Here is a 25,365-nt window from a genome sequence, read left to right as displayed (position 1 = left end):
TCAATTGTTATTTCACCTGCCCAAGCATCTTGCCTAATTGCAGGGCTGTTCGAAGAAGGTTCTTTTCTGTATGCTTTATGGACATCTCCAATTCCTCTGGTTGATTTCCAATAGGCAGCAACATCAGGAAATAATCCTGCAGTTCTTTTGGAATCTTCAAGGGGATTTTTCCGGCCAATCCAATACAAGGAATTTGTCTTTCCTTGGCTTTGGCAGCCACTACTACCGGCGCTTTCCCTTCTAATGATTGACTATCTATGCTCCCTTCCCCAGTGATCAGTAAATCTACTTGTGCCAAAGCTGCATCAAAACCTGTTATCTCACAGAAATAGGATGCTCCTTTTTTTAGATCAGCATTCAAGAATACGGAAAATGCAGCTGCAAGCCCTCCAGCAGCACCTCCTCCCTTCATACCGTTCAATGATTTTTGAACCGTTTTTTTTGTCAATCGGTCAAAGCTTTTCAAAAACTCCTCCAATTTTTCGATATCTTCTTCACTTGCTCCCTTTTGCGGACCAAAAACCCTTGCCGCCCCATTTATTCCCAACAATTTATTCTCAACATCACAAAGAACAGTAAACTCACAACCTAAGATCCTTTCCTTGAATTTCGAAATGTCCATAGAATCCACCTTTTCAAAATCATTTGGTAAGGGCTCTATCACTGCACCTTTTTTATCCCGAAACTCTAGACCCATCGCTTGCAGCATACCTATTCCAGCATCAACGGTAACTGAACCGCCCAAACAGATCACAAAATCCCTGATACCTGAATCAATCAATGCTGAAATCAATTGCCCTAATCCTTTGCTACTTGATTTCAATGGACTTTTAAGTTTGTTCTGGATTGATTTAAATCCTGAGGTCTCTGCCACCTCAATAACAGCGCATTTGCCAGAATCAATCAAACCATAACTAGCTTTTGTTTTCTTTAGGTAAGCACCAGCAACCTTCATGCTCTTTATTTCTCCATTCAACTGCTTACAGATGAGAATAGAGCTATAGTCACCGCCATCTCCAATAGGAAATTTGGAAATATTAGCCTGGATTCCACTGGATTTCAAACCTTTTTCAATTGCATCCGCGACCTTATCAGCCTTTAGGCTATTTTTGAAACTATTGGGTGATATTAAAATGTTGAGCATTAAGAATAGACTTCTGGATTTAAACAAGTTTTCAATTTTTCTCCTTCGACAAAGGCAACAATATTCTCTGCCGCAATTCTCGCCATTCCTCCTCTAGCCTCAATGGTTGCTGAACCTATATGTGGTAATACACAGACCCGTTCATGTATTAAAAGTGGATTATCAGGCAACATCGGTTCAGGATCCGTCACATCCAAGCCTGCACCCCAAACTTTGCCCGCATTTAGCGCTTCATCCAAATCCTTTTCATTGATAAAGCCACCCCTTGCCGTATTTACAATAATCGAAGTATCCTTCATCTGCTCAAATACCTCTTTATTAAACAAACCTCGGTATTCAGGAGCATAATTGGCATGTATAGATAATACATCAGATTGCGCTAGGAGTTCTTCAAAACTCACATACTTTGCTCCCAACTTCTCTTCCAATTCTTCATTTCTATTCCTGTTATGGTATATGATCGGCATTTCATAAGCTGCTTTGCATTTTATGGCCATCTCATATCCTATCCTTCCCAATCCAAATACACCTAAGGTCTTACCATAAAGCTCTTGGCCTAAATTTGCAATCGGATTGAAATACTTAAATCGAACTCCTACACGTACTTGATTGCTATGGAAGGATGCCAATCGAGAAACCATTAACATCAACATAAAGGAAATATCAGATGTAGCTTTACTCAGAACATCTGGAGTATTGGAAACCGGTATCCTTCTCCGGGTAGCCTCTTCTAAATCTACTTGATCATAGCCGACCGAGAATAGCGATACAGCCTTCACCGAAGGGCAGAGGTCAAAAAACTTCGCATCAATCTTATAGGCTCCAATATTGAGGATCGCATCACATTGTTGACAATACGAAATCCACTCATCATAGGATATTTCTGGATTTTCAGGCATTATTAGATCGATATCAGGTCTAGCCAGCATTTTCATGCCGACTTCAGGGATAAGTTTATTTATGAAGATCTTCATGTTGATTAGGTTTTTTGTGCAATAAGTTTAATATACTAAAAATGTATCGTTTTTAGGTAGACTGGCTATACTTCAATCTTAATATCACCTCTATTGGTAATATTAAGCATAGAGATTCTACCAAATGGTTAACACCAAAAATCAGCGGTTGTTGTTGGTGAAAAATGAAAATTACGATACTGTAAAACAAAATCTTTTGAATGGGAAAAAACCTACCATTGCTACAATTGTTGCTTATCGTACCTCATATCATGCATTGCACTTTCAATGTCATTGATCAGTATTGCATCTGATCAGAACAACTTACAAGGTTCTTTGGATAGTATTGATTCATGGACTGCCAAGTTTCCTTTCCTACAAAATGACAAACAAGTCCGTAAGCTATATACGATCAATGCTAATCAATTAGCATTCCTTAGCTTCCAGGAAGAGAATATCGAAAAATCCCTGGCCTACCATGATCTGGTAATTGAAGAGTTATCAAAAAATCAGGACCTAGGACTGAAAGACAATAAAGATCTAATTTCATTTGCCGTTAGCCTCGCAGCGGACCAACTTGAAAAGAAAGAATTCAGGATTGCCAGAAAGATCGCCAGCGAAAGCTTAGCCTATTTCAACGATCCAGAACTCAAAAAGATGTTAAAATACATGGATGATAAAAACTTGGGACTTAATTAAGTCCCATTTTTTTTTGAGCGTATTTATCCGCTATAATACGTTTTCAGTTTAATTATAGCAGACAATGATAGTAGGTTTTGGTTTTTTATGTCATACGGAGGTTTATCCGAAGTATCTCGGAACTTGACAGACAATCAAAAACAAAAAATTAAGTTAAGTTTTATTTGCCATACTGAGGTTCATCCGAAGTATCTCGGAACTTGACAGACAATCAAAATAAAAGAAAATAAGGTAAGTTTTATTTTGTCATACTGAGGTTCATCCGAAGTATCTCGAAACTTGACAGACCATCAAAATCAAAAACATCTTTTTTGACTGGCGTACAGTTCCTTTACTTTCGGTTATCACCCTCCATCATCCTAAAGAAGGTTAAGTTTTTTTGGTCATACTGAGGTTCATCCGAAGTATCTCGAAACTTGACAGACCATCAAAATCAAAAACAGTTTTTTTGACTGGCGAACAGTTCCTTTACCTTCGGTAAAGGATGACACGATCTTTAGGAGGAGAACCATACAGATTCCTCACTATCTGTTCAGAATCAATATGCGCTAAAGAGGGATTCAGAGTGAAACGAAGAATCTATTGTTGTTTTTTTGGAAATTTTGGTCATCGTAAGATGAGGAAACTATTTCAAATGATTGTGGTTAGTTCCGAGACCCTTCGGGGAAACCCTCAGGGTGACACAAAAAAGGGTATGGAAAAAGATTCACCCCCGATGGGGATTTTTTATTAGCTGATCTAAACGAATTTAAGAGATAATCACCCTAAAGGATAATATTGATGTTAAGATTGCATCCAGCGGGCGAATTCAATTCGCCCATACAACACCTGCTACCTTTTTAGCGAAAAGATAGTTCATTCCATGATCTTGGTCCATCCTCGCATCTCTTCCATCCTGGTTCAAAAAAAAGCAACCCTTCTGGGGTTGCTTTTTTATCTACATAAATATTTCCTGAAACATGAAATCATCCTCTTGAAACATCAGAAAAGTCTCAAATCTCAAATCTCACATCTCATATCTATCCTAAATCAAATCCACGCTTCTTTTTACAAAAGCTGTCAGTTCAGCACCAGTCAACAGACCTCTTGACAATAGAGCAAGATCAAATGCCTGTTTGGCTAGCTTTTCACCTTCTTCTTCGGAGGATTCTACAATACGTTTCACTAATGGATGGTTTCCATTAACCGTTACCTTATAGTTATCAGGCAAGGTACCATAGAATCCCATACCACCACCAGTTTTGGCCATATCTTTCATACGACGCATAAACTCATCGATAGTTACGGCAACTGGGAGATCATTGGCATTCAAGGCATCCACTTCAACCTTCATATCCGGACGAGAGATTGCTTTCTCAAAAATTCCAGTTGCTTTCTTGCTCTCATCTTCAGTCAGAGTCTGTTCGATTTTCTCGTCTTTAGGGATCAATTTATCGATTACATCCGAGTCAACACGTTTCAACTGCACCTTCTCGCCGCCATGTTGCTCCACATAGCCTGCAAAATGCGTATCCAAAGGACCATTGAAATTCAGGACATCATATCCTTTTGCCAAGGCTGCTGCAATGTAGCCATCTTGCTGCGCTTTATCTTGGGTATACAGGTAAATGATGTTGCCATCTTTGTCTACTTGGATATCCTTAACCTTTTCGTAGTACTCCTTGAAGGTATAATATTCATTGTTCACATTCTGAAGCAAGCAGAAATCATTTGCTTTTTCAGCAAATTTCTCATCGCTCAACATACCGTATTTAATGAACAAACTGATATCAGACCATTTTTCCTCAAAACCTTTACGGTCTGATTTAAAGATCTCGTTCAATTTGTCCGCAACCTTTTTGGTGATATAGTTGTTGATCTTCTTCACATTGCTATCCGCCTGTAAGAATGATCTTGAAACGTTCAGAGGAATATCTGGAGAATCAATGACCCCTTGTAATAACATCAGGAATTCAGGAACGATATCTTTTACTTCATCGGTAATGAATACCTGTCTAGAATACAATTGGATCTTATTGCGTTGGATTTCCAATTCGTTCTTGATTTTCGGGAAATACAGAATACCGGTCAAATTGAAAGGGTAATCTACATTCAGGTGAATCCAGAACAAAGGTTCATCCATAGAATGTGGATAAAGTTCATGGTAGAACTTCAAATAATCATCATCAGTCAATTCTGATGGCGATTTTGTCCAAGCTGGATGTGTATTGTTGATAATATTTGGAACCTCTACGGTCTTGTATTTTGGTTTACCTTCTTCATCTTCACCATCAGGTTCAGACTCTGATTTCATTCCAAATTGGATTGGAACCGGCAAGAACTTACAATATTTATTTAATATCTGTTGAATTCTTTGCTTTTGAAGGAATTCCAATGATTCTTCATTGATATGTAAGATTACATCGGTACCACGGGTAGTTCTGCTACCTGCAGAGATCTCATAGGAAGTAGACCCATCACAAACCCAATGTGCAGCCTCCGCTCCTTCTTGGTAAGACAAAGAGTCAATCTCAACCTGATCGGCAACCATGAATGCAGAATAGAAACCAAGACCAAATCGACCAATGATTTCATTGGCATCATTGGCTTCTTTAAATTTCTCCATGAATTCTGTTGCTCCTGAAAAGGCAATCTGGTTGATGTATTTCTTGATTTCTTCAGCCGTCATACCAATTCCGTTATCCGAAATGGTAATGGTCTTGGCATCTTCATCAACTTTCACTTGTACCGTTAGATCGCCCACTTCTCCATTATATTGACCTAATGAAGCTAATCTTTTGATTTTTTGGGAAGCATCGACCGCATTGGATACAAGCTCGCGTAAAAATATTTCGTTATCTGAGTATAAGAACTTCTTAATCACCGGAAATATATTCTCGGTATGAATTGAAATAGTACCTTTCTCTTCTTGCATATGTTTGTTAATTTATTTTTTTAAGATTTATATATTTCAGTAATCAACTTATATTCCAATGTTATTTTTAAGTCAAATTGACAGCTTGTGCTGAAATTTTTACACAATTGGCTATTTTTGACTGAAAAAACAGGTTAATTCTTCAGATGATATTTAAAAAACCAGATTTCCTTAAGTCTCCTTTGGAACATTTCCGCAGCCAATTGGAAAATACCCTACAAGCAAAAGCAGCTGTTTTTCGGGAGAAAAGCGTAAAGAAAAAACTTCCATTCGTCTATTCATTGGTTTTTCACAAAACTGAAGACAGCCCAATGACAACCTTCTCCTATGGTCTTTCATTCGCTAATCATCCAGATCAACACAATAAGGTTGAATTATGCCTGCAGATGGATTCTGAAGATATGACCTGGGCACATGTTGTTGGATATTTAACCAATCAGCTCCGTGGGGATTGCCCTTTCAATAGTGGCGAAATAATCCGACTGGGGCAAAAGGTCAGCCAAGAGTCTGACCTAAACGCTTTTGTGGTGATTCCTGTTCAAGATGGTATTCCCCAAAAAGTGAAGGATGGGAGGAAATCAACTGTACAACTGTTAGAATTGCTTCCTATTTATGAACAGGAAGTCTATAATATCCAAAAATTAGGATTGGATAATTTCATCAAGCAACTCGGAAAATCCAAAACAGACCCTAAACGGAAACCATTATAAGGTCTTCCTCTATTTAAATCCTCCTCTACAAGCTTGAATCCAACAAAAAAAAGATTTTTCCCTAACACTGTAGCATATCAGTAAACATTACCGTTTTTTTATTGAACGTTCAAAAATTGAAATCAAAAAAGAATTTACTGAACAAATGAAAAAACATAGTCTTCTATTAGTCATTGTACTAAGTATATTAACATTAAGTAGTTGTCTAAAGGATAATGATGATTATCCAGATTTAAACTACCCTGCTGTTTCCCTTTTTAACTTCTATCCAAAAAGTTCGGGAATACTATACGCAGTCAATGGAAACCTATTAAATCAGATAGATCCGCGATACAAAGGTATCTCTATGTTCTTCGCTATTCCGGGAAACAAAAAGATACAGGTTGTTGATCGCTTAAATAATCAACCGATCATTGATACGACTTTCACCTTTGCCGATTCAGTGGTATACAGCTGTATGGTCTATGGAACGGAAGAAAAACCTGAATTTATCAGGGTTCCAGATGTAGAATTAAAAAATGCGGGGACTAAAACCGGGGTTAGGTTCTTCCATTTGGCCAACCAAGTAGGCAAAGTAAATTTCAAGGTAGGCAGTCAGGAAATCGTCGGATCGACCAACCGTGTGAAGGAAAACCCTAACACTGTAGCCCAGACACAAATCTTCAGAGAATCTACCACGGGAAAAACTGCTGTTACCGTGACGGATGAACAAGGAAAGGTAATCGCCAAAATCGATGAGATCAATTTGGAAAACAACAAACATTACAACTTCATGTTAATCGGAACGAAGGACAACAGTGAATTTCCTTTAGAGCTTGTATACAGCTTTTATAACATTACAGATTAACGACTTACAACAAGGCAGCTTTACAATACATCCATAAAAACGGAAAGGCCCAATGATTTGGGCTTTTCTTATTTTTAAGGTTTTGCTATATTTATGGCCTATGAGCCTTGAGAAACCCAAAATAGACGAATCTTTTCGTGTACTTCACGCTAAAGCGCATGAATACATTACGGATCAACAAGAAATTCTTGAAGAACAACATGCCTTTGGCCAATTCTCCAGCTATACCGTAGATTGGGAAAATAATATCATCAGCTTTTCAAATGAGGACAATTCAAACTTAAATCTAGCGTTTCAGATTGTGGGTAGTCTTGATCCTGAGAAATCTATTTGGACCTGGAGATGGGATAATCCAGAAATCTCTGAAGCTGAAAAGGAAGAATTGGATATCATCAAAAATTATGGTGAATTCTATGATTTTGGATACCTCAGCAACCCAAAACTGGAAATCGACACCCCTATCGCTTGGGCTTTGACCGCAATTTCCGGTTACCTCCGCATTTCCAAAGGAATCTTCAGGATTCAAAAAGACACTGAAGCCCAATTTGTATACTTTAAGGAAGTGTTAGCCTAACACCTTAAAATATATAGGAGTACCCTGACCATTATTAGGGTATTTCATTCATTGTTGAAATTCCTTAATTTCGCACACATTTTTTACTTATAAGAGCTAATGCAATTAACAAAATTAGAGATTAGAGGGTTTAAAAGTTTTGGTGACAAAGTAACAATCAACTTCAATGAAGGGGTAACAGCCATTGTTGGACCTAATGGTTGTGGCAAGTCTAATGTTGTTGATGCAATGCGCTGGGTACTAGGTGAACAGAGCACCAAGAACCTGCGCTCAGACAAAATGGAGAATATCATCTTTAACGGCACCAAAAACCGTAAAGCTGCTAATCTGGCTGAAGTTTCATTGACCTTTGATAATACCAAAAACATATTACCTACCGAGTTTGCAACTGTTACAATCACAAGAAAACTGTTCCGAACCGGTGAAAGTGAATATAGACTTAACGATGTAAAATGTAGATTAAAGGATATTACGGATCTTTTCCTGGATACGGGAATTGGTTCTGATACCTATTCGATCATTGAATTAAAGATGATCGATGAAATCATCGCCAATAAAGACAATTCCAGAAGAAACCTCTTTGAGGAAGCTTCAGGGATATCTAAATACAAAGTCCGCAAAAAACAGACCCTATCGAAACTAAAAGATACCGAATCCGATCTTTCTAGGGTTGATGACCTTTTGTTTGAAATCAACAAGAACTTAAAATCGCTCGAAAACCAAGCAAAAAAGGCGGAGAAATACTTCAAACTCAAGGATGAATATAAGGAAGCAAGCATTGGTTTAGCTTACTATAAACTTGAGGGTTTTCAAACAGATCTTGAAAGGATTACCAATCAGGAAGCCGAGCAACAGGAAAAACTGAGAAATGTGCTTTCCAAAATGGAAAGCAAGGAAAAAACCTTGCAAGAATCCAAAACGGATATCCTTGCCAAAGAACAGAACCTGTCTACCCAACAAAAGGCTACCCAGGAATATATCAATAAGATCAGGTCTTATGAATCTGAGAAAAAGATCAAAAATGCGCAATTGCAACATCTGCAGGAAAAGGAAACCCGTCTTAACAATGACCTGCAGAACGATAAACAGCAATTGAACCATGTGCAATATCAAATAAAGCGACTGAACGAGGAGCTTTTTGAAGAACAGAACAGCTTAGATGTCTTAAAGCAGGACCTAGATACTAATAAAATCGAGGTTGAAGAACTGCGAGCACAACAATCCTCAGCAAAAACGAAGCTGGACGAATTCTCCAAAAATAGCCAGGCTCTACAGAGCCAAATCTATGCTTTGGAAAAGGAATTGGCAGTTTTAGGCATACAAAAGGAAGCTTTGGAACAAGAATCCTTGCGAACCAGTCATGATTCTGAATCAAAAGAACTGGAACTTCAACAGTTCAATCATGCAGTTGCCGAATTAGAAGAACGTGTAGGGATCCAACAAGATCAATTTGATGAGGCCTTACGCACGGAAGAGGAAATCCAAAGGCAGATTGGCCAATGCGAAACCAAGCTCAAAGAATCAGCAGATGACCTGAGTAGAAAAGCGCGGTCTGTAGATTCCAAACAGAACGAATATAATTTGACCAAATCATTGGTGGATAACCTGGAAGGTTTTCCAGAGTCCATTAAGTTCCTAAGAAAACATGCTGGCTGGAAGAAAAACCCTCCCTTGTTTTCTGATATCCTATTCTGTAAGGAAGATTACCGCGTGGCAGTCGAAAATTTCTTGGAGCCTATCATGAACCATTATGTGGTAGAGACCAAAGAGGATGCTGTACAGGCCATAAAACTGTTAAGTGATTCTTCAAGAGGAAGAGCCAACTTCTTTGTTTTAGAAGCAATTAACGAACAAAAACCAAACAACATCGCTAAAGAAAACAATAAGGCTCTTATACCGGCCATGGACATTATTAAGGTTGACGAAAAATACCGAAACCTTTGTAATATCCTTTTACAAGATGTGTATTTAATTGACTCGGAAGCTGAAATTGACATCGATGCCAACCTACCAGCTGATAACATAGTCCTTCTTCAAAAAGAGGGAAAATACGCTAAAAACAAATTGGGAATCTCTGGTGGCTCGGTAGGTTTATTTGAAGGCAAACGTATCGGAAGAGCCAAGAATTTAGAAATCCTGGAAAAGGAAATCAAAGATTTGAACGAACAGATTGATATCATACAAGAAACCCAAGAGGCATTGAATGGTCAATTGGTCGGATTGAAAGGCAGTTCCCAAAAGGAATTCATCGATGAACAGCGAATACAATTGAACCGTCTGAACAATGAGCTGACTACCGTAAAGACAAAACAGGAGCAATATCAAACTTTCATCAATAGCAGCCAGAACAGAAAACAGGATATTGAGACCAAGGTTGCCAATATCATCGCTCAATTAGAGAAATCTGAGCCTGAATTGGCTACATTCAAAGAAACGGCAACCGAAAACCAAACGGTATTAAGCCGTCTGGAGGACTCCTACCATGAACTGAACGAGATCCTGAACGAGAAATCAACTGTCTATAACCAGGAAAACATTAAGTTCCACCAACAGCAGAACAAAGTGAATACCCTGCAAAGGGATGTAGAATACAGGGAAACACAACGTGAGAACCTAGAAGATAGAATCGAGAAGTTCAGCATAGAATTTGAAACAGTCAAAAACGACCTGAAAGAAGCCTTGAGTTTTGTAGACAACAACGATACAGACCTGGGCTCAATGTACGAACAAAAGGAATTGCTTGAAAAAGGTTTGCAAGAAGTTGAAGAAAATTTCTTTAAATCCAGAAAGGTAATCAACGATCTAGAAGATGAAATCAATCAACTTCGTAAATCCAAGGATATATCTGACGCTTTGATATCTGAGTTGAAGGATAAGAAAACAACATTACAGATTGACTTGAATGCGCTGAAGGAAAGGCTTTCAGTTGAATTCAATATCGAGTTACAAGATTTATTGGAAGCGGAAATCCCAGAGGAAAGATTGGCTATGGCCGATCTAGAGACTTCCTGCAGAAAGCTTAAAAAGCAATTGGATGACTATGGAAGCATCAATCCAATGGCCAAGGAAGCCTACGATGAAATGGATGAACGCCATGGTTTTATACAAAAGGAAAAAACAGATCTAATGGAAGCCAAAGCTTCCTTATTGAGCACGATCCAAGAGATTGATCAGTCTGCCAATGATAAATTCATGTACGCCTTTACCACCGTTCGTGAGAACTTCATCAAGGTATTCCGATCCCTGTTCAACGAGGAAGACTCCTGTGATATCGTATTAAGTGACCCAAACAATCCTTTGGAATCCGATATCGATATTGTAGCACGTCCTAAAGGGAAACGTCCTTTGTCCATCAACCAGCTTTCAGGTGGTGAGAAAACATTGACTTCCACTGCCCTATTGTTCTCTTTATATTTATTGAAACCGGCACCGTTCTGTATTTTCGATGAGGTCGATGCTCCATTGGATGACACCAATATTGATAAGTTCAATAACATCATCCGCGAGTTCTCCAACCAATCCCAATTTATTGTGGTTTCCCATAATAAACGTACGATTGCCAGCACCGATATTATCTACGGTGTAACTATGGTGGAACAAGGTGTATCAAGAGTTGTAGCGGTAGATTTAAGAGACGTCGCTTAAAAGATTAATACCAAAATAAATATGGAATCCCCCTAAGAAAAGAAACTTAGGGGGATTTTTTTATCCGTTATTTTTTTAATCAAGTTCCAGAGCAGGCATTTTTAATTAGCCCTTTCCTTTTACCCATGTTCGAGGCATCTTCGGGAATGCTTCGGGAATACCTTTCTTAAAATATTGAACATTTGGCCAAAATTCGGAATATGTCTCGAATAAGGTAGGAATTACCTAGGTTTACGATTGATCCAATCCTTGGAAAACAAGAAGTAGATAGCATTGGTGCCTATCAATATGACCAAAGCAAAATAGCCAAGTGATTTATTGTCCTTGTTGGGCCCAAACAAGAAGTAGAACATGGTCGCCGCTGCCGTTAATGATATAATCAGCAACAGAAGTCGATTATAATTCATAACAAATTGGTTAATTGGTTAGTAACTCCCTGAAGATAAGAAGAAAATTTGAAGAAATGGTAAACAGCTGAATAACCCCCAATGGGCAATGTCATTAAATTAAGAAAAAAACAAAATTTTGATTCTTCGTTACTTTTGGAGCCCAACAGTAACCAAAAACCTTCGGCTCATTTAAGATGGCTTTTCGCACAATCATCCGCACATGAAAAGAATGCCTGGATGTCGAGGATGCTGTTCTTCTAAATTCTCCCCTTCGATGGGAGAATTTCTTGATAGCATCCAAGGCCATTCCCATCCCACAGGGCACCGGCATCCTTTCCATTTTTCCGCCATTGGAAATGAGCCGGGGCTAAAGGGCTTCCTTCGGAAGGATAAGTGTTTGTAAAAAAACCAGCGGGGGTAGCATCTTTGTAGAAATTAGATTTTTGGAAATGGCCAACCCACAGCGTGGGTGAAATATTTTTCTATACCTTTTCTATGTCACCCTGAGGGCACCGCCGAAGGGTCTCGGAACTATCCATACTTCACTTGAAATAGGTTTCTCATCTTACGATTTCGAAATGAAAAACCCTTCACAATAAAATTAAAAATAGATTCTTCGCTGCACTCTGAATCTCCCTCCAGAACATTTTGATTCTGAACGATGAGTGAAGAATCTGTACGGTTCTCCCCCATCATCCCCTTGTCATTCTCAATCGAAGATTGAGGACCTGTACTCCAATGCAAACAAAATATTGAGGTGGACGTATTCAATAGGCCCCTAAAGTAATTGGGGTAAATATCGTTGAATAATGCACGATTATACCATGATCTTGGTCCATCCTCTCATCCATTCCATCCTGGTTCAAACTACAGGAATCTGGCAAAATATTCTAGAAGAAGACTCTGCTTTTTATTTCTTCAAGGTATTTTCAAACAACTTAAATATCCTTTTGTATTCATCGGTCCAACTGCTTGGTTGTACGAATCCATGGTCTTCGACTGGATAAACCGCTAAATCCCAATTTTCTTTTCCTAACTCAATCAAACGCTGGTTAAGCCTTACGATATCCTGGAATTGTACATTGACATCCACCATACCATGCAACATCAACAGATTGCCTTTTAATTTATCGGCAAAATAAATTGGGGAACTTCTTTTGAAAGCAATCGGATCCTCTACCGGTGTATTCAATATATTGGCGGTATAGCCATGGTTATAATGTGCCCAATCTGTAACCGACCTTAGCGCCGCACCAGACTTAAATACCTCCGGTTCGGTAAAAAGGCCCATTAAGGTAATGAAACCTCCGTAGGAGCCTCCATATAGGCCTACATTAGCAGGGTTAACTCCGTAATGGTCTACCAAATACTTTACACCATCAACCTGATCGGTAAGATCCTTCCCTCCCATATGTCTGTAAATGCCTGTACGGTGATTACGTCCATAACCGGAGCTCGCCGTATAATCAATATCAATAACGGTATAGCCATTGTCGGCTAACATGTTATTGAACATATATTCCCTGAAATATTGGCTCCACCAATAGTGTACATTCTGCAGATAACCTGCTCCATGTACAAATACTACCGCCGGCTTATTGGGGTGCGGATTCTTGGCTGGATAAACACGAGCATATACATCATCGCCATAGCGGTTTTGGAATTTAACCATATCAGGCTCTCGCCAAGCATAGCTATCAAATTCTGCAGAGGTCGATTTGGTAATCTGACTGGCATTCGCTTGGGCTTTGTTATTCTGTAAGTACAGTTCCCAAGGTTTGTTCATGGTAGAATGGCTGATCGCCAAATATTTTTCATCCGGTGAAAGCGTGACTTCATTACCACCCTTCATCGAGGTGATCTGTGATAAATTGCCTCCTTGAACAGGTAAGCTATAAAAATGGGTAATGCCTGGATGCTCTTTATTTCCTGAGATATAGAAGTTCTTTCCATCTTTTGACAACTGCACGGATTGTACTTCCCAGTTTCCTTCGGTCAATTGCTTTTTACTGTTGCTATTTAAATCGTAGCTGTACAGATGCGAGTATCCAGAGGCTTCACTATTGAAATAAAAGGTATTGTCATTCAACCATTTGACATCTCTTCCTATTCCAGGTCCAGATATCCAGGCATCATCATGCTGTCTATCCAATTGGGCCACACTTGCATCTTCCGGGTTTACCTTCAAGATCCAAAAATCCTTGTTGTCCTGAGCTTTTGCCGTGATTACTGCATATTTAGCATTAGGCGACCAAGAAGCTACACCCCAAGTGATTTGACGATCCTTATTTGCTTTTTGGAGCTCTGCAAGACGTTCTGGATAGTCAGATAAATAAGCCGGTAGATCTTTGATTCCCGGAATATTGGTTGCCTTAACCTCCAAAGCAGTATCTTGTTTCACTTTATACACGTAGGCCTTAAACTGTGTAAGTTCATTTCCCACTTTAGTACGCATATTGAGGTCTTCCACATAACCAGAACGGGTGATGAAATCGGGAACAATGGTATTTCTATTTCCTTTGGCAGGATAGATCAAACGGTAAGTGATATATTGCCCATCGGGACTAACCGACAAACCGCCCAAAAAAGCGTCACCAAGATATAATACTTTTTTGTTCTCCTTCTTTTTCCGTTTATCCTTTAATCGATCCTCTTCCTTAAAGACTTCAAACAGCTGTTCTTGGTCTTTTTTCAGCCATTCATCCTGATCGGACAGCTTTTGGTCGGATTTTGGAGCAGCACCGCGTTGAAAGTTTGTCAATTGACGAACTGTATTATTGTTCAGGTCTAGGGTAAATACATTTTCATTCCTCTGGAATACCAGTTCATCGTTCAACAAAAAGGATAACGGGTTTTCCCTTTCTACAGTTTCGGTAAGACGCTTGACCTGATCCTTGTTCTTAACATAAAGATCTCCTTCCCTTTCGAATACGGCAATGCTCTTGTCCTTATTAAAAATATATTGTGGAGCTTCATCCAGATTGGCAATGCTATCCGAACTTAACACATATTTCTTGGAGGCAATATCCAAGCGATAAACTTGGGCTTTATCCTTGCCTTCTGGATTCCAATCAAAATAAAGGAATCTACTGTTGTCAGACCAACGATAATTTGAGGGTGAAGTACCCATCCATTTAGGATCTCGCATGATCTTTTCGACCGTTAAAGGTGATAGCTGGGCAAAGCTGCTAGAAACAGCTCCAAGGACCAAACAAGAGATGATGAGGTTAATCTTATGCATGAATAATTGATTGTTGTTTTTACTATGGCAAGTATACGAGATTCGGGAGGAATATGCGGAACTGTCAGCTTTATTTTACGATAAAAAACTCGGGATAAAAAAAGGGACTATCCTAAATGGACAGTCCCTCTTTCATTCTATTAAAATCTATTTACAATTTTTTCACTCTGATATTACGAAGGAAAACTTCGGTACCATGACCTAAGAAACCGATATGGCCAGTGCTATTGCTTAGACCTGGGTGACTCTTACCATCAGCTGGACCATTTTTGGTCGCCTGTTTCAGATCTCCATCTACAATAACTTTTCCATTAACGGAAATCTTGATCTTATCGCCTTGGATACGGATCTCTTCCGTATTCCATTCACCAACTGGGTTTAAGGCACCACGTTTAGCAGCAATAATTCCATAGACCGAACCATGGTATTGATAAGGTTTAAGATCTTTGTACACGTCAGCTCCATCATCTAAGATTTGGATTTCCATACCTTGATAGGCAGCATCGCCTTCTAATGGTGTACGGATTCCTACACCGTTGTTTGCTCCTGGCGTCAATTTAAACTCAAATCTATATACGAAATCGCCGTATTGATCTTTGGTATAAAGGTTCTTTCCAAATTTTGCATCTGGATTTGAACGGATATAGCCTTCAGGAGTGATCTCATAAGCTGAAGTACTCGTCCATTTATCAAGGTTAGTACCATCAAACAGCAATTCAAAACCTTCTTGTTTCTCTTGACTGCTCAAAGTAGAGACTTCCTTACGAGGAATTTCCTTGATAAAGATATCACGGTACCATACTCTGGATCCATGAGCTTGCAGTTCGATCTGTTCCGTTGGGAAGATAGATTGATTACGGTCCCAATAGTTTTCCAATGGAACATTATCAACAACCAATTCGCCATTTAACCAAACGGATACATCTTCACCTACCATTTTGATCTTGAAGGTATTCCATTCGCCTAAAGCATTATCTGCAACTTTTATAGGGTCTTTGGCATTTTTAGCATTGTTATAAAGACCACCAGAACCTACTTGAGCACCTACCTCGGTACGAGAGATATCCCAAATCTGAACCTGTGGAGTTCCTCTCAGGTAAATACCAGCATCTGGTTCTTTACCATTAGGATCTAATTTCCAATCCACCAACATTTCAAAATCGCCATATTTCTTGATTGTAGCGATATTGTCACCATGTCCGCTGAATACAAGATCACCATCTTGCGCAGTCCAGCTTTCACGCATCTTTTTGTCAGCTTCCGCTTGTTTCTTCGCTAATTCAGCTTTCGACATGTTGGCACGTTTGATTGGATTTTCCACCAATCCTTGCCATCCAGTCAAATCTTTACCATTGAACATGGAAACAAAGCCTTCACCACTTGGCATTTCTGCTAGATGACGGACGATAGCTTCTTTCAAGTAAGAACTTTCGCTTCCTGAAAGTCTAGTTGCAGCATCATTTAAGATCTTGCGAACATCAGCTCCAATATAGTCCTTATGGTCCATAGCGATATTCATGGCTACGTTGGTTGCTGATCCACCTAGATCTTTGTCATTCATGTACTGTGCAGCAAACATCAAGGCTTGGTAAGTACCAGTAGACTGAAGGTTTGACAACGCAGCTCTCTTTTGCTTTACGTCTTGCGCCAGTTCAAAAGCATCTTTTAACAATAAGGTTTTCTGTTCTGGATTGACAGTACTTGCATTCAATTGCTTGATCAAGCCATTGAAAATGGTATTGAATAGCGCTGGATCCTTTTCCGTTTTGGAAAGACGGATCAAAACAGGAAGAGATTCCGAGTTTGACCAGTTTGCCAAGGCTTGGATAGATTCAGCTTTTAACGGTCCATTGCTCCCTACATAGTTTTCAACTGCTTTTAAGGCATCTGCACCACCTACACCTGCGAATATTGGGAAATATTTAGCTGCGGAAGGAGCCGCTGAACGTGATATATTAGCTGCCAGACGTTGGATTTTAGCATCCTTATCTGGGCTGGCATTGATTGCATCGATGGCTGCTTGCTGTGCGTATTTTAATTCCTCTCCGGAAGCATTGTCCATTAATTGGATGACTGCCTCAAGGTTATCCGGATTTACGGTATTGGACAAAGCTTTAAAAGCGGCCAATTTCACTGCAGCATCCGTTGAAGCTGTTAAAGGCAATACCGCAGCAGATGATGAAGGATTCGTTCTATGTGATAGGACATCCAATAAAGCCACTTGGGTTTTTGCATCAGCATTGGCTAAAGCTCCATTCACAACATCCATTGTTCCTTTATCTTTTGAGGATAAAAGTAATGTTTTGATAACGGCCAATTCCTTTTCAGAGGCATTTGGTATCTGTTTGATCAAGAAGTCTGAATTTGCTCCTTTGGTCAATACAGAAAGCGCATTTAAAGCTGCGATTTTTGCTTCTTCATCCTTCAATGCAGGAAAGCTTTTTTCAATAGCCTTAACTGAACCCGTTGCATCTTCGGTGGCCAAGAAGTTCAATAAGCTCTCTTGGGCATCGCCATCAAACTTTCTCAATGAACCAGCTAGTTTTACCAAGTCGCTCGCTTTCGCCTCATCAGCCAATAGGCCTAGGGCTACATTGCGAAGAAGTTTATCTTCATTAGAAGCCAATTTGATCAATTGTTTCTTCTGCTTGGCTGGGTTGATTGCAGTCAATACCGAAATAGCTCCGGCTTGGATTGTTGGCGCTTTGAATGCCGTAGCATTTTTGTATAAGGTGGTAGCAAATCTGGTTGCTTCCGCATCCTTGTCTTTTTTAGCTAACCCTTCTGCATAGTCTACCGCTAGACTTGCCGCATTGGTCTTATCGTACTGATAGCTTTTTTCTTCTGCTTTTTTTAAGAAAATCTCTGCGGAATTAGGACCAGCAATTTTACTCAATGCCGTTAAACCTGCAACTTGAAAATTATCTGAGGTATATTTTCCGATCAGTTCGATGATTTTCGCTTCCGCTTCGGTAGATTCCAGCTCACCAAGAGCCGTTACAATAGCAGTAGCTGTTTTTTCAGTCGCTGAGCTGTTTAAAGCAGCATTTAATGCGGTAGCAGCTTCAGGAGTATGGATAGCATTCAAAACGCGAGCGGCTTTTTCCGCTAAGTCTTCATCTGCCAAGTACGGAGCTACCTTTTCAATAGCATCGTTTTTAGCACAGAATTTAAGCAGTTCGAATACGTATCCCTTGTTGTTTTTGTCAGTTAGTTTATCCAATGCTTCTAATAAGCCCTTTACATAGGTTGCACGTTGGCCTTCCATGTTGGGTTGCATCACAAAAAACGCATATGAATTAGTTGCATATTCTATTGGCGCATTATTTCCTCCTTGAGGTTTCAATCCTAGCAATAGCGCTGAAACATCCTCGGAAGTAAATCCTTCCAGTTCTTTCATTGCCATCAGGAACTTTGCTTGTTCTTCTGCAGGCTGTTGGGCTAATACATCGGCAATCTTGGTCGCAGTGGTGCGTCCCGTTGGTTGCTGTGCATAAGCGGCAACTTGTAAAAATAATAATGCGGCTATGGTGTTAAATACTTTTTTCATGTTTCGTAGATTTAGAAAGACCAAGGGCCTCTCATCGGCTGGTGAATTAATCTGTTAGCTGCTTCATCATTGACAAATTCCTGTTTCGCGGAATCATAATGTAAAGTCCTGTTCAATCTAAGCGCTGCAAGCCCTAAGTTGATCAAGGTACAGGAGTAATAACCATTCTCTTCATTCAGTGCAAATTTCTGACGCGTACGAACTGCCTCTACGAAGTCGGTAACTTGAGGGGCTGGATCTGGATATTGAGCCAGCTTGCGCTCCAAGTCTGGAATATCCGAAACAAATCCTCTATATAGTTTTCCATTAGGCCCTTCTATGTACGCTTTTCCTTCTTCCGTGCCTTCACCGTCCAAGATAATTTGGCAACCATCTGCGTAGGTATAGGTAATCTTTCTCCAAGTTCCTACCGCATCTGAATGCTGTTGTGGTGCATCAACTTCAATCTTAACTGGTGATTCATTGTCCTTTCCTAAGAAATATTGAACTGGGTCCATGTAATGTTGACCCATATCACCAAGGCCACCCCCATCATAATCCCAATAACCTCTAAAGGTCAAATGGGTACGGTGGGTGCTGTATGGTTTGTATGGTGCTGGACCTAACCACATATCATAGTCTAATTCTTTTGGAACCTGCTCCACCGGTAGGTTGGTTTTTCCTACCCAGTAGAATTTCCAGTCAAATCCTGTATGCTTGCTGATGGTCACTTTCAATGGCCATCCCAGCATACCTGTATCAACCAATTTCTTGATTTTCTTAACCGGTACATTCATGCCATAGAAATTGGCATCGAAACGGAACCATGTATTTAAACGGAAAATATTACCATGCTGTTTGACAGCTTCTTTCACTCTTTTACCTTCACCGATGGTTCTGGTCATTGGCTTTTCACACCAGATATCTTTTCCGGAGCGGGCAGCCTCGACCGCCATCAATCCGTGCCAGTGTGGTGGCGTAGCGATGTGGACAATATCTACTTCAGGATTTGAGATCAAATCACGGAAGTCATGGTGTTCCTTGACACCTCCCCCCAATGCTTTTTGTGCTATTGCTAAGTGGCGGGTATCGACGTCACAGATAGCGACTGTCTTGGTACCGGCGTATTCAAAGTGTCCACGGCCCATGGAGCCGACACCGATTACCCCTTTTGTCAAGTGATCGCTGGGTGCTAAATAGCCTTTTCCAAGTACAAAACGAGGCACAATAGTAAATGCTGCTGCCCCAATCAACGATTTCTTGATAAAATCGCGCCTAGAAGTATTATTGTTTTCTTTCATAAAATTTATGATTCAACTGGATATAACAAACTCTTTCCTTGCTACGAACAGCTCCCACCCTCGGAAATTGATTCAGCAAAAAAGAAGATTATTGTATCATAAAAATTGTATAAATAGATTTAGTTTCACAAGTGTAGGAAAACTTTTCAGTTTTCGGTTATCACATTCAGTCATAACTTTATTAATTTAAGTCATATACTTTTATTTTTGGTCAGTAGGATTTAGTCAATCGTTTGCGTAAATGAATTATTACTAAGTATCGTAGCGGTAGATGCGGCTCTTATTATAAAACATTATTAAAGGTAATTTAAGATAAATAAATCATTGTTTTTATAAAATTCAAGATTTATTTATATTGGCTTAACATCAAAAATAAGAATAAAATTCCTTTAAAAAAGAAGGAGATACGCCTTTTTTTATGGATTATTAAAGGCGTTAATTTTATGTAAAGTCCTCAGCATGGATTTAATTTTCTTCTTAAAAATTCTTACATTTAGCATAAAACACAATTACATGCTCGCTGGAATCAACAGATCAGATCAACTCAATAAACTAAAAGAATCAACCATTTGGGACATGGTAGTCATCGGAGGCGGTGCTACCGGCTTAGGGACAGCAGTAGATGCTGCCAGTAGAGGTTTTAAAGTCCTATTGATCGAAAAATATGACTTTGCCAAAGGAACCTCCAGTAAGAGTACCAAATTGGTACATGGTGGTGTCCGTTACTTGGCAAATGGTGATATCAAATTAGTGATGGGTGCCTTGAGAGAAAGAGGCCTGATATTTAAGAATGCCCCACACGTTTCATCCGTACAATCCTTTGTTATCCCTGTCTATTCGACTTTTAGCAAATTAAAATACTTAATTGGCCTGAAGCTCTATGATTGGCTTGCAGGCAGCCTACGCATCGGAAATTCGGAAGGCCTCTCCAAAGATGAGGTGGTTCAGAAACTCCCTCACATCAAGACAAAAAGCTTGAAAGGTGGGATTTTGTACTATGATGGTCAATTCGACGATGCCAGACTTGCCGTGAACTTGGGTCAGACGGCATTTGAACATGGCGCGACGGTTCTGAACTATATGGAAGCAATGGAGATCCACAAGAATGAGCAAGGAAAAGTCAATGGAATTACCGTAAGAGACACTGAAACAAACGAATCATATCGCATTCAGGCTAAGACGGTTATCAATGCTACCGGTGTATTTGTGGACGATATCCTGAAGATGGACTCCCCTAAGCATAAAAACTTGGTTCGTCCAAGTCAAGGTTCGCATATCGTGATTGACCAGAAGTTCCTCGATGGGATCGATGCATTGATGATTCCCGAGACTAGTGATGGACGTGTCCTCTTTGGTGTGCCTTGGCATGGGAAAGTCCTGCTCGGCACAACCGATATCCCTATCAAGGATCATATGATCGAACCAAGACCAATGGAAGATGAAATCAATTTTATTTTGGAAACCGCAGACAGTTATTTGAATCCAGCGCCAAAGCGTGAAGATATCCTAGCTATTTATGCCGGATTAAGGCCTTTGGCCGCTCCAAAAGACGATGATGAAAGCACAAAGGAAATTTCAAGGGACCATAAGCTTATCCACTCGGAATCTGACTTGATCACGATTACGGGAGGTAAATGGACAACCTACCGTAAAATGGCAGAAGATACCGTCAATATGGCCATTGAGATCGGGAAATTGAAAGATGTACCATGTAGGACCAAAAACTTAGCAATCCATGGTTCAACCCCAGATGTCTATCATGCGCATTGGAACCTTTATGGTAAGGATTATCAAGCGATACAGCAACTGATCCAAGAGGATGAATCCTTACGCGACCTGCTGGTGGATGGCTATGAATACAACGCCGCTGAAGTGGTTTGGGCTTGCCGTTACGAGATGGTCCGTAAGGTTGAAGATTTCCTTGCCAGACGTTGTCGCCTCCTACTGTTAAATGCCGAGGCGTCGATGAAAGCCGCTCCTAAAGTGGCCGAGATCATGGCCAAGGAACTGGGAAAACCTGAAGGTTGGGCACAAGATGAAGTTAAGCAATACATTGAACTAGCGAAACGCTACACACTATAATTCAAGACTATATAAACCGTAGAGAATGAAAGAATATATTGTTGCATTAGATCAAGGAACGACAAGCTCGAGAGCAATTTTATTTAACAAAAAGGGGGATATCGTCAACATAGCCCAAAAGGAATTTCAACAGATCTATCCCAAATCGGGATGGGTGGAGCATGATCCGCAGGAAATCTGGTCTAGCCAGATGGCTGTATTCACGGAAGCCTTGGCGAAATCCAAGACCAAGTTGGAATCCATCAAAGGTATCGGTATTACCAACCAAAGGGAGACGACCGTGGTATGGAACCGTAGAACTGGCGAACCTATCTATAATGCAATCGTATGGCAAGATCGCAGAACTGCTGACTATTGTGCCAAGCTGATCAAAGACGGTCACTTGGACATGGTTCAGGAGAAAACTGGTCTCCTGATCGATTCTTACTTCTCTGCAACAAAGATCAAATGGATCCTGGACAATGTGAAAGGTGCAAGAAAGCTGGCTGAACGCAAGGAACTTGCTTTTGGAACCATTGACTCGTGGTTGATCTGGAACTTGACAAATGGTGAAAAACATGTTACGGATGTGACCAACGCATCACGAACCATGCTTTACAATATCAATGATCTAGAATGGGATAAGGAACTATTGGAATTGTTTGACATTCCGGAGTCCCTGTTGCCTGAAGTAAAGAGCTCTTCTGAGGTATATGGTGAAACATCCACCGAATTGGGCAGCCGACCTATTCCGATTGCCGGTATCGCCGGTGATCAACAAGCGGCTCTTTTTGGGCAGATGTGCCTGAAAAAGGGAATGGCCAAGAATACCTATGGGACCGGATGTTTCTTGTTGATGAATATTGGCAACAAACCTGTCAAATCGGAAAATAAATTGGTAACTACCATTGGCTGGAAAATCGGAAAAGAGGTAGTCTACGCTTTGGAAGGAAGTATTTTTATTGGCGGAGCTGTTGTACAATGGCTACGGGATGAGTTAAAGATCATCAAAAAATCAAGCGATATAGAAGCCTTGGCAACCAGTGTTGATACCACTGATGGGGTTTATTTAGTCCCTGCTTTTGCGGGATTGGGTGCTCCACATTGGAACCCAAACGCCAGAGGAACAATCTTTGGAATCTCAAGAGGAACAACTGATGCCCATATTGCTAGGGCAGCCATCGAAAGTATCGCTTACCAAACCCATGATATCCTGAAAGCCATGGAAGCGGATTCTAAGACCAAGATCAAAGAATTGCGCGTGGATGGCGGTGCGACTCAAAACCAATTCCTTTTACAGTTCCAGGCTGATATATTAAAATCTACGGTTGTAAAACCTAAGATCACAGAAACTACTGCTATGGGAGCCGCATTTCTAGCGGGTCTGGCTGTTGGATTCTGGAAGGATCTATCGGAACTCCAAGAGCTTTGGCAAGAAGATAAACGCATTGAAAACAATAAGTCCGTAAAGCTGGACAAGAATCTTGAACAATGGAAACGCGCGGTAAACGCTGTGATCTATTGGTCGGATAACGCATAATACCACTAACACCTAATTGAAAACATATTACTATAAAACCTAAAAATGACACCATTTATAGCTGAACTTGTTGGCACCGCCGTAATGATTCTCTTAGGAGGCGGGGTTGTTGCCAATGTCGTATTGAACAAAACTAAAGGAAATGATTCGGGATGGATCGTGATCACAACCGCCTGGGCATTGGCTGTATTTGTAGGGGTCAGCATTGCCGCTCCCTATTCAGGAGCCCACTTGAACTGCGCTGTAACCATTGCGAACCTGGCATTGGGCAAATTGGACCTTGCTACTTCCCTATCTTACATTGCTGCTCAGTTTTTGGGTGCTATGATCGGGGCAACTGTGGTATGGTTGGTCTATAAGAGTCATTTTGATGCTACGGAAGACCCTGGTGCAAAGCAAGCTGTATTCTGTACAGAACCTGCCATCAGGAACCTGCCCATCAACCTGATCTCTGAGGTTGTGGGAACCTTTGTTCTGATCTTCACTATCCTCCATTTTACGGATGCCAAGCTTTCGGATGATTCTGTGGTAGGTTTGGGTTCTATTGGGGCAATTCCTGTTGCCTTTTTGGTGTGGGTGATCGGACTCTCTCTAGGTGGAACAACGGGTTATGCGATCAACCCTGCCAGGGATTTAGGTCCAAGGATCGTACATGCCATCCTTCCGATAAGAAATAAAGCTGGATTTGATGCTGGTTATGCTTGGGTGCCTGTTCTTGGTCCAATTATTGGAGCATTATTAGCTGTAGGTTTGAATTTATTGATTCACTAAAAAAATATGAAAAAGGGATTCTTTAGGATTTTGAACAAAATCAACCAGAAAGTACTTCCAAAGTATAGTAAGGAGGACCCTTCTAAACTAAGTAAGCTACAACAGGCTGTTGTAGCTTACCGATATTATGTTTTGATTAACTCAATGGATTAGGAAACGGCCTTGTCCTTTTCTTCATCGCCTGGAGTTTCATCTATGACCTTCACTATATTGGAAGGGAATATTACATTCTTTCCATCTAAAACATTCTTGATTTCCTCGCTAACCTGGTTTTTCGTTGCCCAGAATACTTCGCGGTTCGCCCAAGCCCTTACCACCAAACTGATTCCTGATTCCTTTAAGTCACCCACGATGACCTCTTTCTTTGGCGCATCCAAAATACGTTCATCAGTATTTAATACCGAAAGGATTGCCTCACGGGCCACTTTGATGTTCGTATCATAGGAAACAACGAAAGTGAACTGCATTCTTCGCGCGGTGATCTTTGTATAATTCTTAATGACCGAATTCGCTAAGGTTCCGTTAGGACTAAATACGCGGATTCCGTCATCATCAATAATGGTGGTATACAATAGATCAATTCTTTCCACAGAGCCAGAAGAACCATTGGCACTGGATATATAATCGCCCACATCAAATGGTCTGAACACCAAGATCAGCACCCCACCTGCAAAGTTTGACAAGCTTCCCTGCAAGGCCATACCAACCGCTAGACCGAAGGCTGATAATGCAGCGATAAAGGAGGTGGTTTCAATCCCCATGGTATTAGCTACCGTCAGGATCAATAAGGCATACATCGCAAATTTTAAAAGGCTCTTGATAAAGGAGCGGATTGAAATATCAACATCTTTTTTGACAAAGCGCTTATCGATAAATTTCAGGACGAATTTTATGATGTAACGGCCTACAATTAAGATGAAGAAACCAACGGCTATACTCGGGATTTTAAGAAGGATTACGTCGAACAACTTCTCTAAGCTTGATTCTAAATTTGCAAAGTTCATTTTCTTGCTGTGATAATTTAGCCCAAAAATAAAAAAATAGTCT

16 protein-coding genes are annotated in these 25,365 nt (G+C 40.2%); 8 read left to right on the top strand and 8 right to left on the bottom strand.

Features of this window, described 5'->3' with window-relative positions:
• Window positions 1-7: 7 nt before the first annotated feature.
• A complete protein-coding gene (locus ACWIB3_RS15340; RefSeq protein ID WP_454292041.1) occupies window positions 8-1,144 on the bottom strand; it encodes a glycerate kinase family protein in 1,137 nt (378 codons plus the stop codon).
• The gene (locus ACWIB3_RS15335; RefSeq protein ID WP_454292040.1) at window positions 1,144-2,118 is read right to left on the bottom strand and encodes a 2-hydroxyacid dehydrogenase; all 975 of its coding nucleotides are present in this window, start codon (window positions 2,116-2,118) and stop codon (window positions 1,144-1,146) included. The genes ACWIB3_RS15340 and ACWIB3_RS15335 overlap by 1 nt, the downstream gene beginning before the upstream one ends.
• A gap of 267 nt (window positions 2,119-2,385) precedes the next feature.
• Here ACWIB3_RS15335 and ACWIB3_RS15330 point away from each other — a divergent pair, with 267 nt between their 5' ends.
• Window positions 2,386-2,796, top strand: a complete 411-nt coding sequence (locus tag ACWIB3_RS15330; protein WP_454292039.1) for a hypothetical protein — start codon at window positions 2,386-2,388, stop codon at window positions 2,794-2,796.
• A 1,024-nt stretch (window positions 2,797-3,820) separates the two neighbouring features.
• On the opposite strand, the gene htpG is transcribed toward ACWIB3_RS15330, so the two are convergent.
• The gene (gene htpG, locus ACWIB3_RS15325) at window positions 3,821-5,710 is read right to left on the bottom strand and encodes a molecular chaperone HtpG (RefSeq protein WP_454292038.1); all 1,890 of its coding nucleotides are present in this window, start codon (window positions 5,708-5,710) and stop codon (window positions 3,821-3,823) included.
• A gap of 146 nt (window positions 5,711-5,856) precedes the next feature.
• On the opposite strand from htpG, the gene ACWIB3_RS15320 reads away from it, so the two are divergent.
• The 4 genes from ACWIB3_RS15320 to smc all read left to right on the top strand — a co-directional run bounded on the left by ACWIB3_RS15320 (window position 5,857) and on the right by smc (window position 11,486).
• The gene (locus ACWIB3_RS15320; RefSeq protein ID WP_313262268.1) at window positions 5,857-6,420 is read left to right on the top strand and encodes a suppressor of fused domain protein; all 564 of its coding nucleotides are present in this window, start codon (window positions 5,857-5,859) and stop codon (window positions 6,418-6,420) included.
• Window positions 6,421-6,565: 145 nt separating this feature from the next.
• Complete coding sequence (locus tag ACWIB3_RS15315) at window positions 6,566-7,267, top strand: DUF4397 domain-containing protein (protein WP_454292037.1); 702 nt, start codon at window positions 6,566-6,568, stop codon at window positions 7,265-7,267.
• A 100-nt stretch (window positions 7,268-7,367) separates the two neighbouring features.
• Window positions 7,368-7,841 carry a DUF6882 domain-containing protein gene (locus tag ACWIB3_RS15310; protein WP_454292036.1) on the top strand — a complete coding sequence of 158 codons (474 nt, stop codon included), beginning with the start codon at window positions 7,368-7,370 and terminating at the stop codon, window positions 7,839-7,841.
• 99 nt (window positions 7,842-7,940) lie between these two features.
• Window positions 7,941-11,486, top strand: coding sequence for a chromosome segregation protein SMC (smc, locus tag ACWIB3_RS15305; RefSeq protein WP_454292035.1), 3,546 nt, complete (start codon window positions 7,941-7,943; stop codon window positions 11,484-11,486).
• Window positions 11,487-11,707: 221 nt separating this feature from the next.
• On the opposite strand, the gene ACWIB3_RS15300 is transcribed toward smc, so the two are convergent.
• The 4 genes from ACWIB3_RS15300 to ACWIB3_RS15285 all read right to left on the bottom strand — a co-directional run bounded on the left by ACWIB3_RS15300 (window position 11,708) and on the right by ACWIB3_RS15285 (window position 19,946).
• Window positions 11,708-11,893: a hypothetical protein gene (locus ACWIB3_RS15300; protein WP_185216852.1), complete on the bottom strand. Its 186-nt coding sequence runs from the start codon at window positions 11,891-11,893 to the stop codon at window positions 11,708-11,710.
• A gap of 892 nt (window positions 11,894-12,785) precedes the next feature.
• Entirely contained in the window at window positions 12,786-15,116 is a 2,331-nt protein-coding gene (locus ACWIB3_RS15295; RefSeq protein WP_454292034.1) for a prolyl oligopeptidase family serine peptidase, read from the bottom strand.
• A gap of 151 nt (window positions 15,117-15,267) precedes the next feature.
• Window positions 15,268-18,666, bottom strand: a complete 3,399-nt coding sequence (locus ACWIB3_RS15290; RefSeq protein WP_454292033.1) for a family 16 glycoside hydrolase — start codon at window positions 18,664-18,666, stop codon at window positions 15,268-15,270.
• A gap of 11 nt (window positions 18,667-18,677) precedes the next feature.
• Window positions 18,678-19,946 carry a Gfo/Idh/MocA family oxidoreductase gene (locus ACWIB3_RS15285; RefSeq protein WP_185212612.1) on the bottom strand — a complete coding sequence of 423 codons (1,269 nt, stop codon included), beginning with the start codon at window positions 19,944-19,946 and terminating at the stop codon, window positions 18,678-18,680.
• Between the two features lie 513 nt (window positions 19,947-20,459).
• Here ACWIB3_RS15285 and ACWIB3_RS15280 point away from each other — a divergent pair.
• From ACWIB3_RS15280 to ACWIB3_RS15270, 3 genes are read left to right on the top strand one after another with little or no spacing between them, the layout of a single operon-like run.
• Complete coding sequence (locus ACWIB3_RS15280; protein ID WP_454292032.1) at window positions 20,460-22,028, top strand: glycerol-3-phosphate dehydrogenase/oxidase; 1,569 nt, start codon at window positions 20,460-20,462, stop codon at window positions 22,026-22,028.
• Between the two features lie 25 nt (window positions 22,029-22,053).
• Complete coding sequence (gene glpK / locus ACWIB3_RS15275; protein ID WP_454292031.1) at window positions 22,054-23,547, top strand: glycerol kinase GlpK; 1,494 nt, start codon at window positions 22,054-22,056, stop codon at window positions 23,545-23,547.
• 45 nt (window positions 23,548-23,592) lie between these two features.
• Window positions 23,593-24,318 (top strand): MIP/aquaporin family protein, encoded by a 726-nt coding sequence (locus tag ACWIB3_RS15270; protein WP_454292030.1) that lies wholly within the window; start codon window positions 23,593-23,595, stop codon window positions 24,316-24,318.
• 149 nt (window positions 24,319-24,467) lie between these two features.
• Here ACWIB3_RS15270 and ACWIB3_RS15265 read toward each other — a convergent pair whose 3' ends face one another.
• On the bottom strand, window positions 24,468-25,322 hold the full coding sequence (locus ACWIB3_RS15265; protein WP_454292029.1) for a mechanosensitive ion channel family protein: 855 nt from the start codon (window positions 25,320-25,322) through the stop codon (window positions 24,468-24,470).
• Window positions 25,323-25,365 lie beyond the last annotated feature (43 nt).

The sequence above is a fragment of the Sphingobacterium sp. NPDC055431 genome, from assembly GCF_053644255.1.
This window is presented reverse-complemented; position numbering and strand designations above follow the sequence as displayed.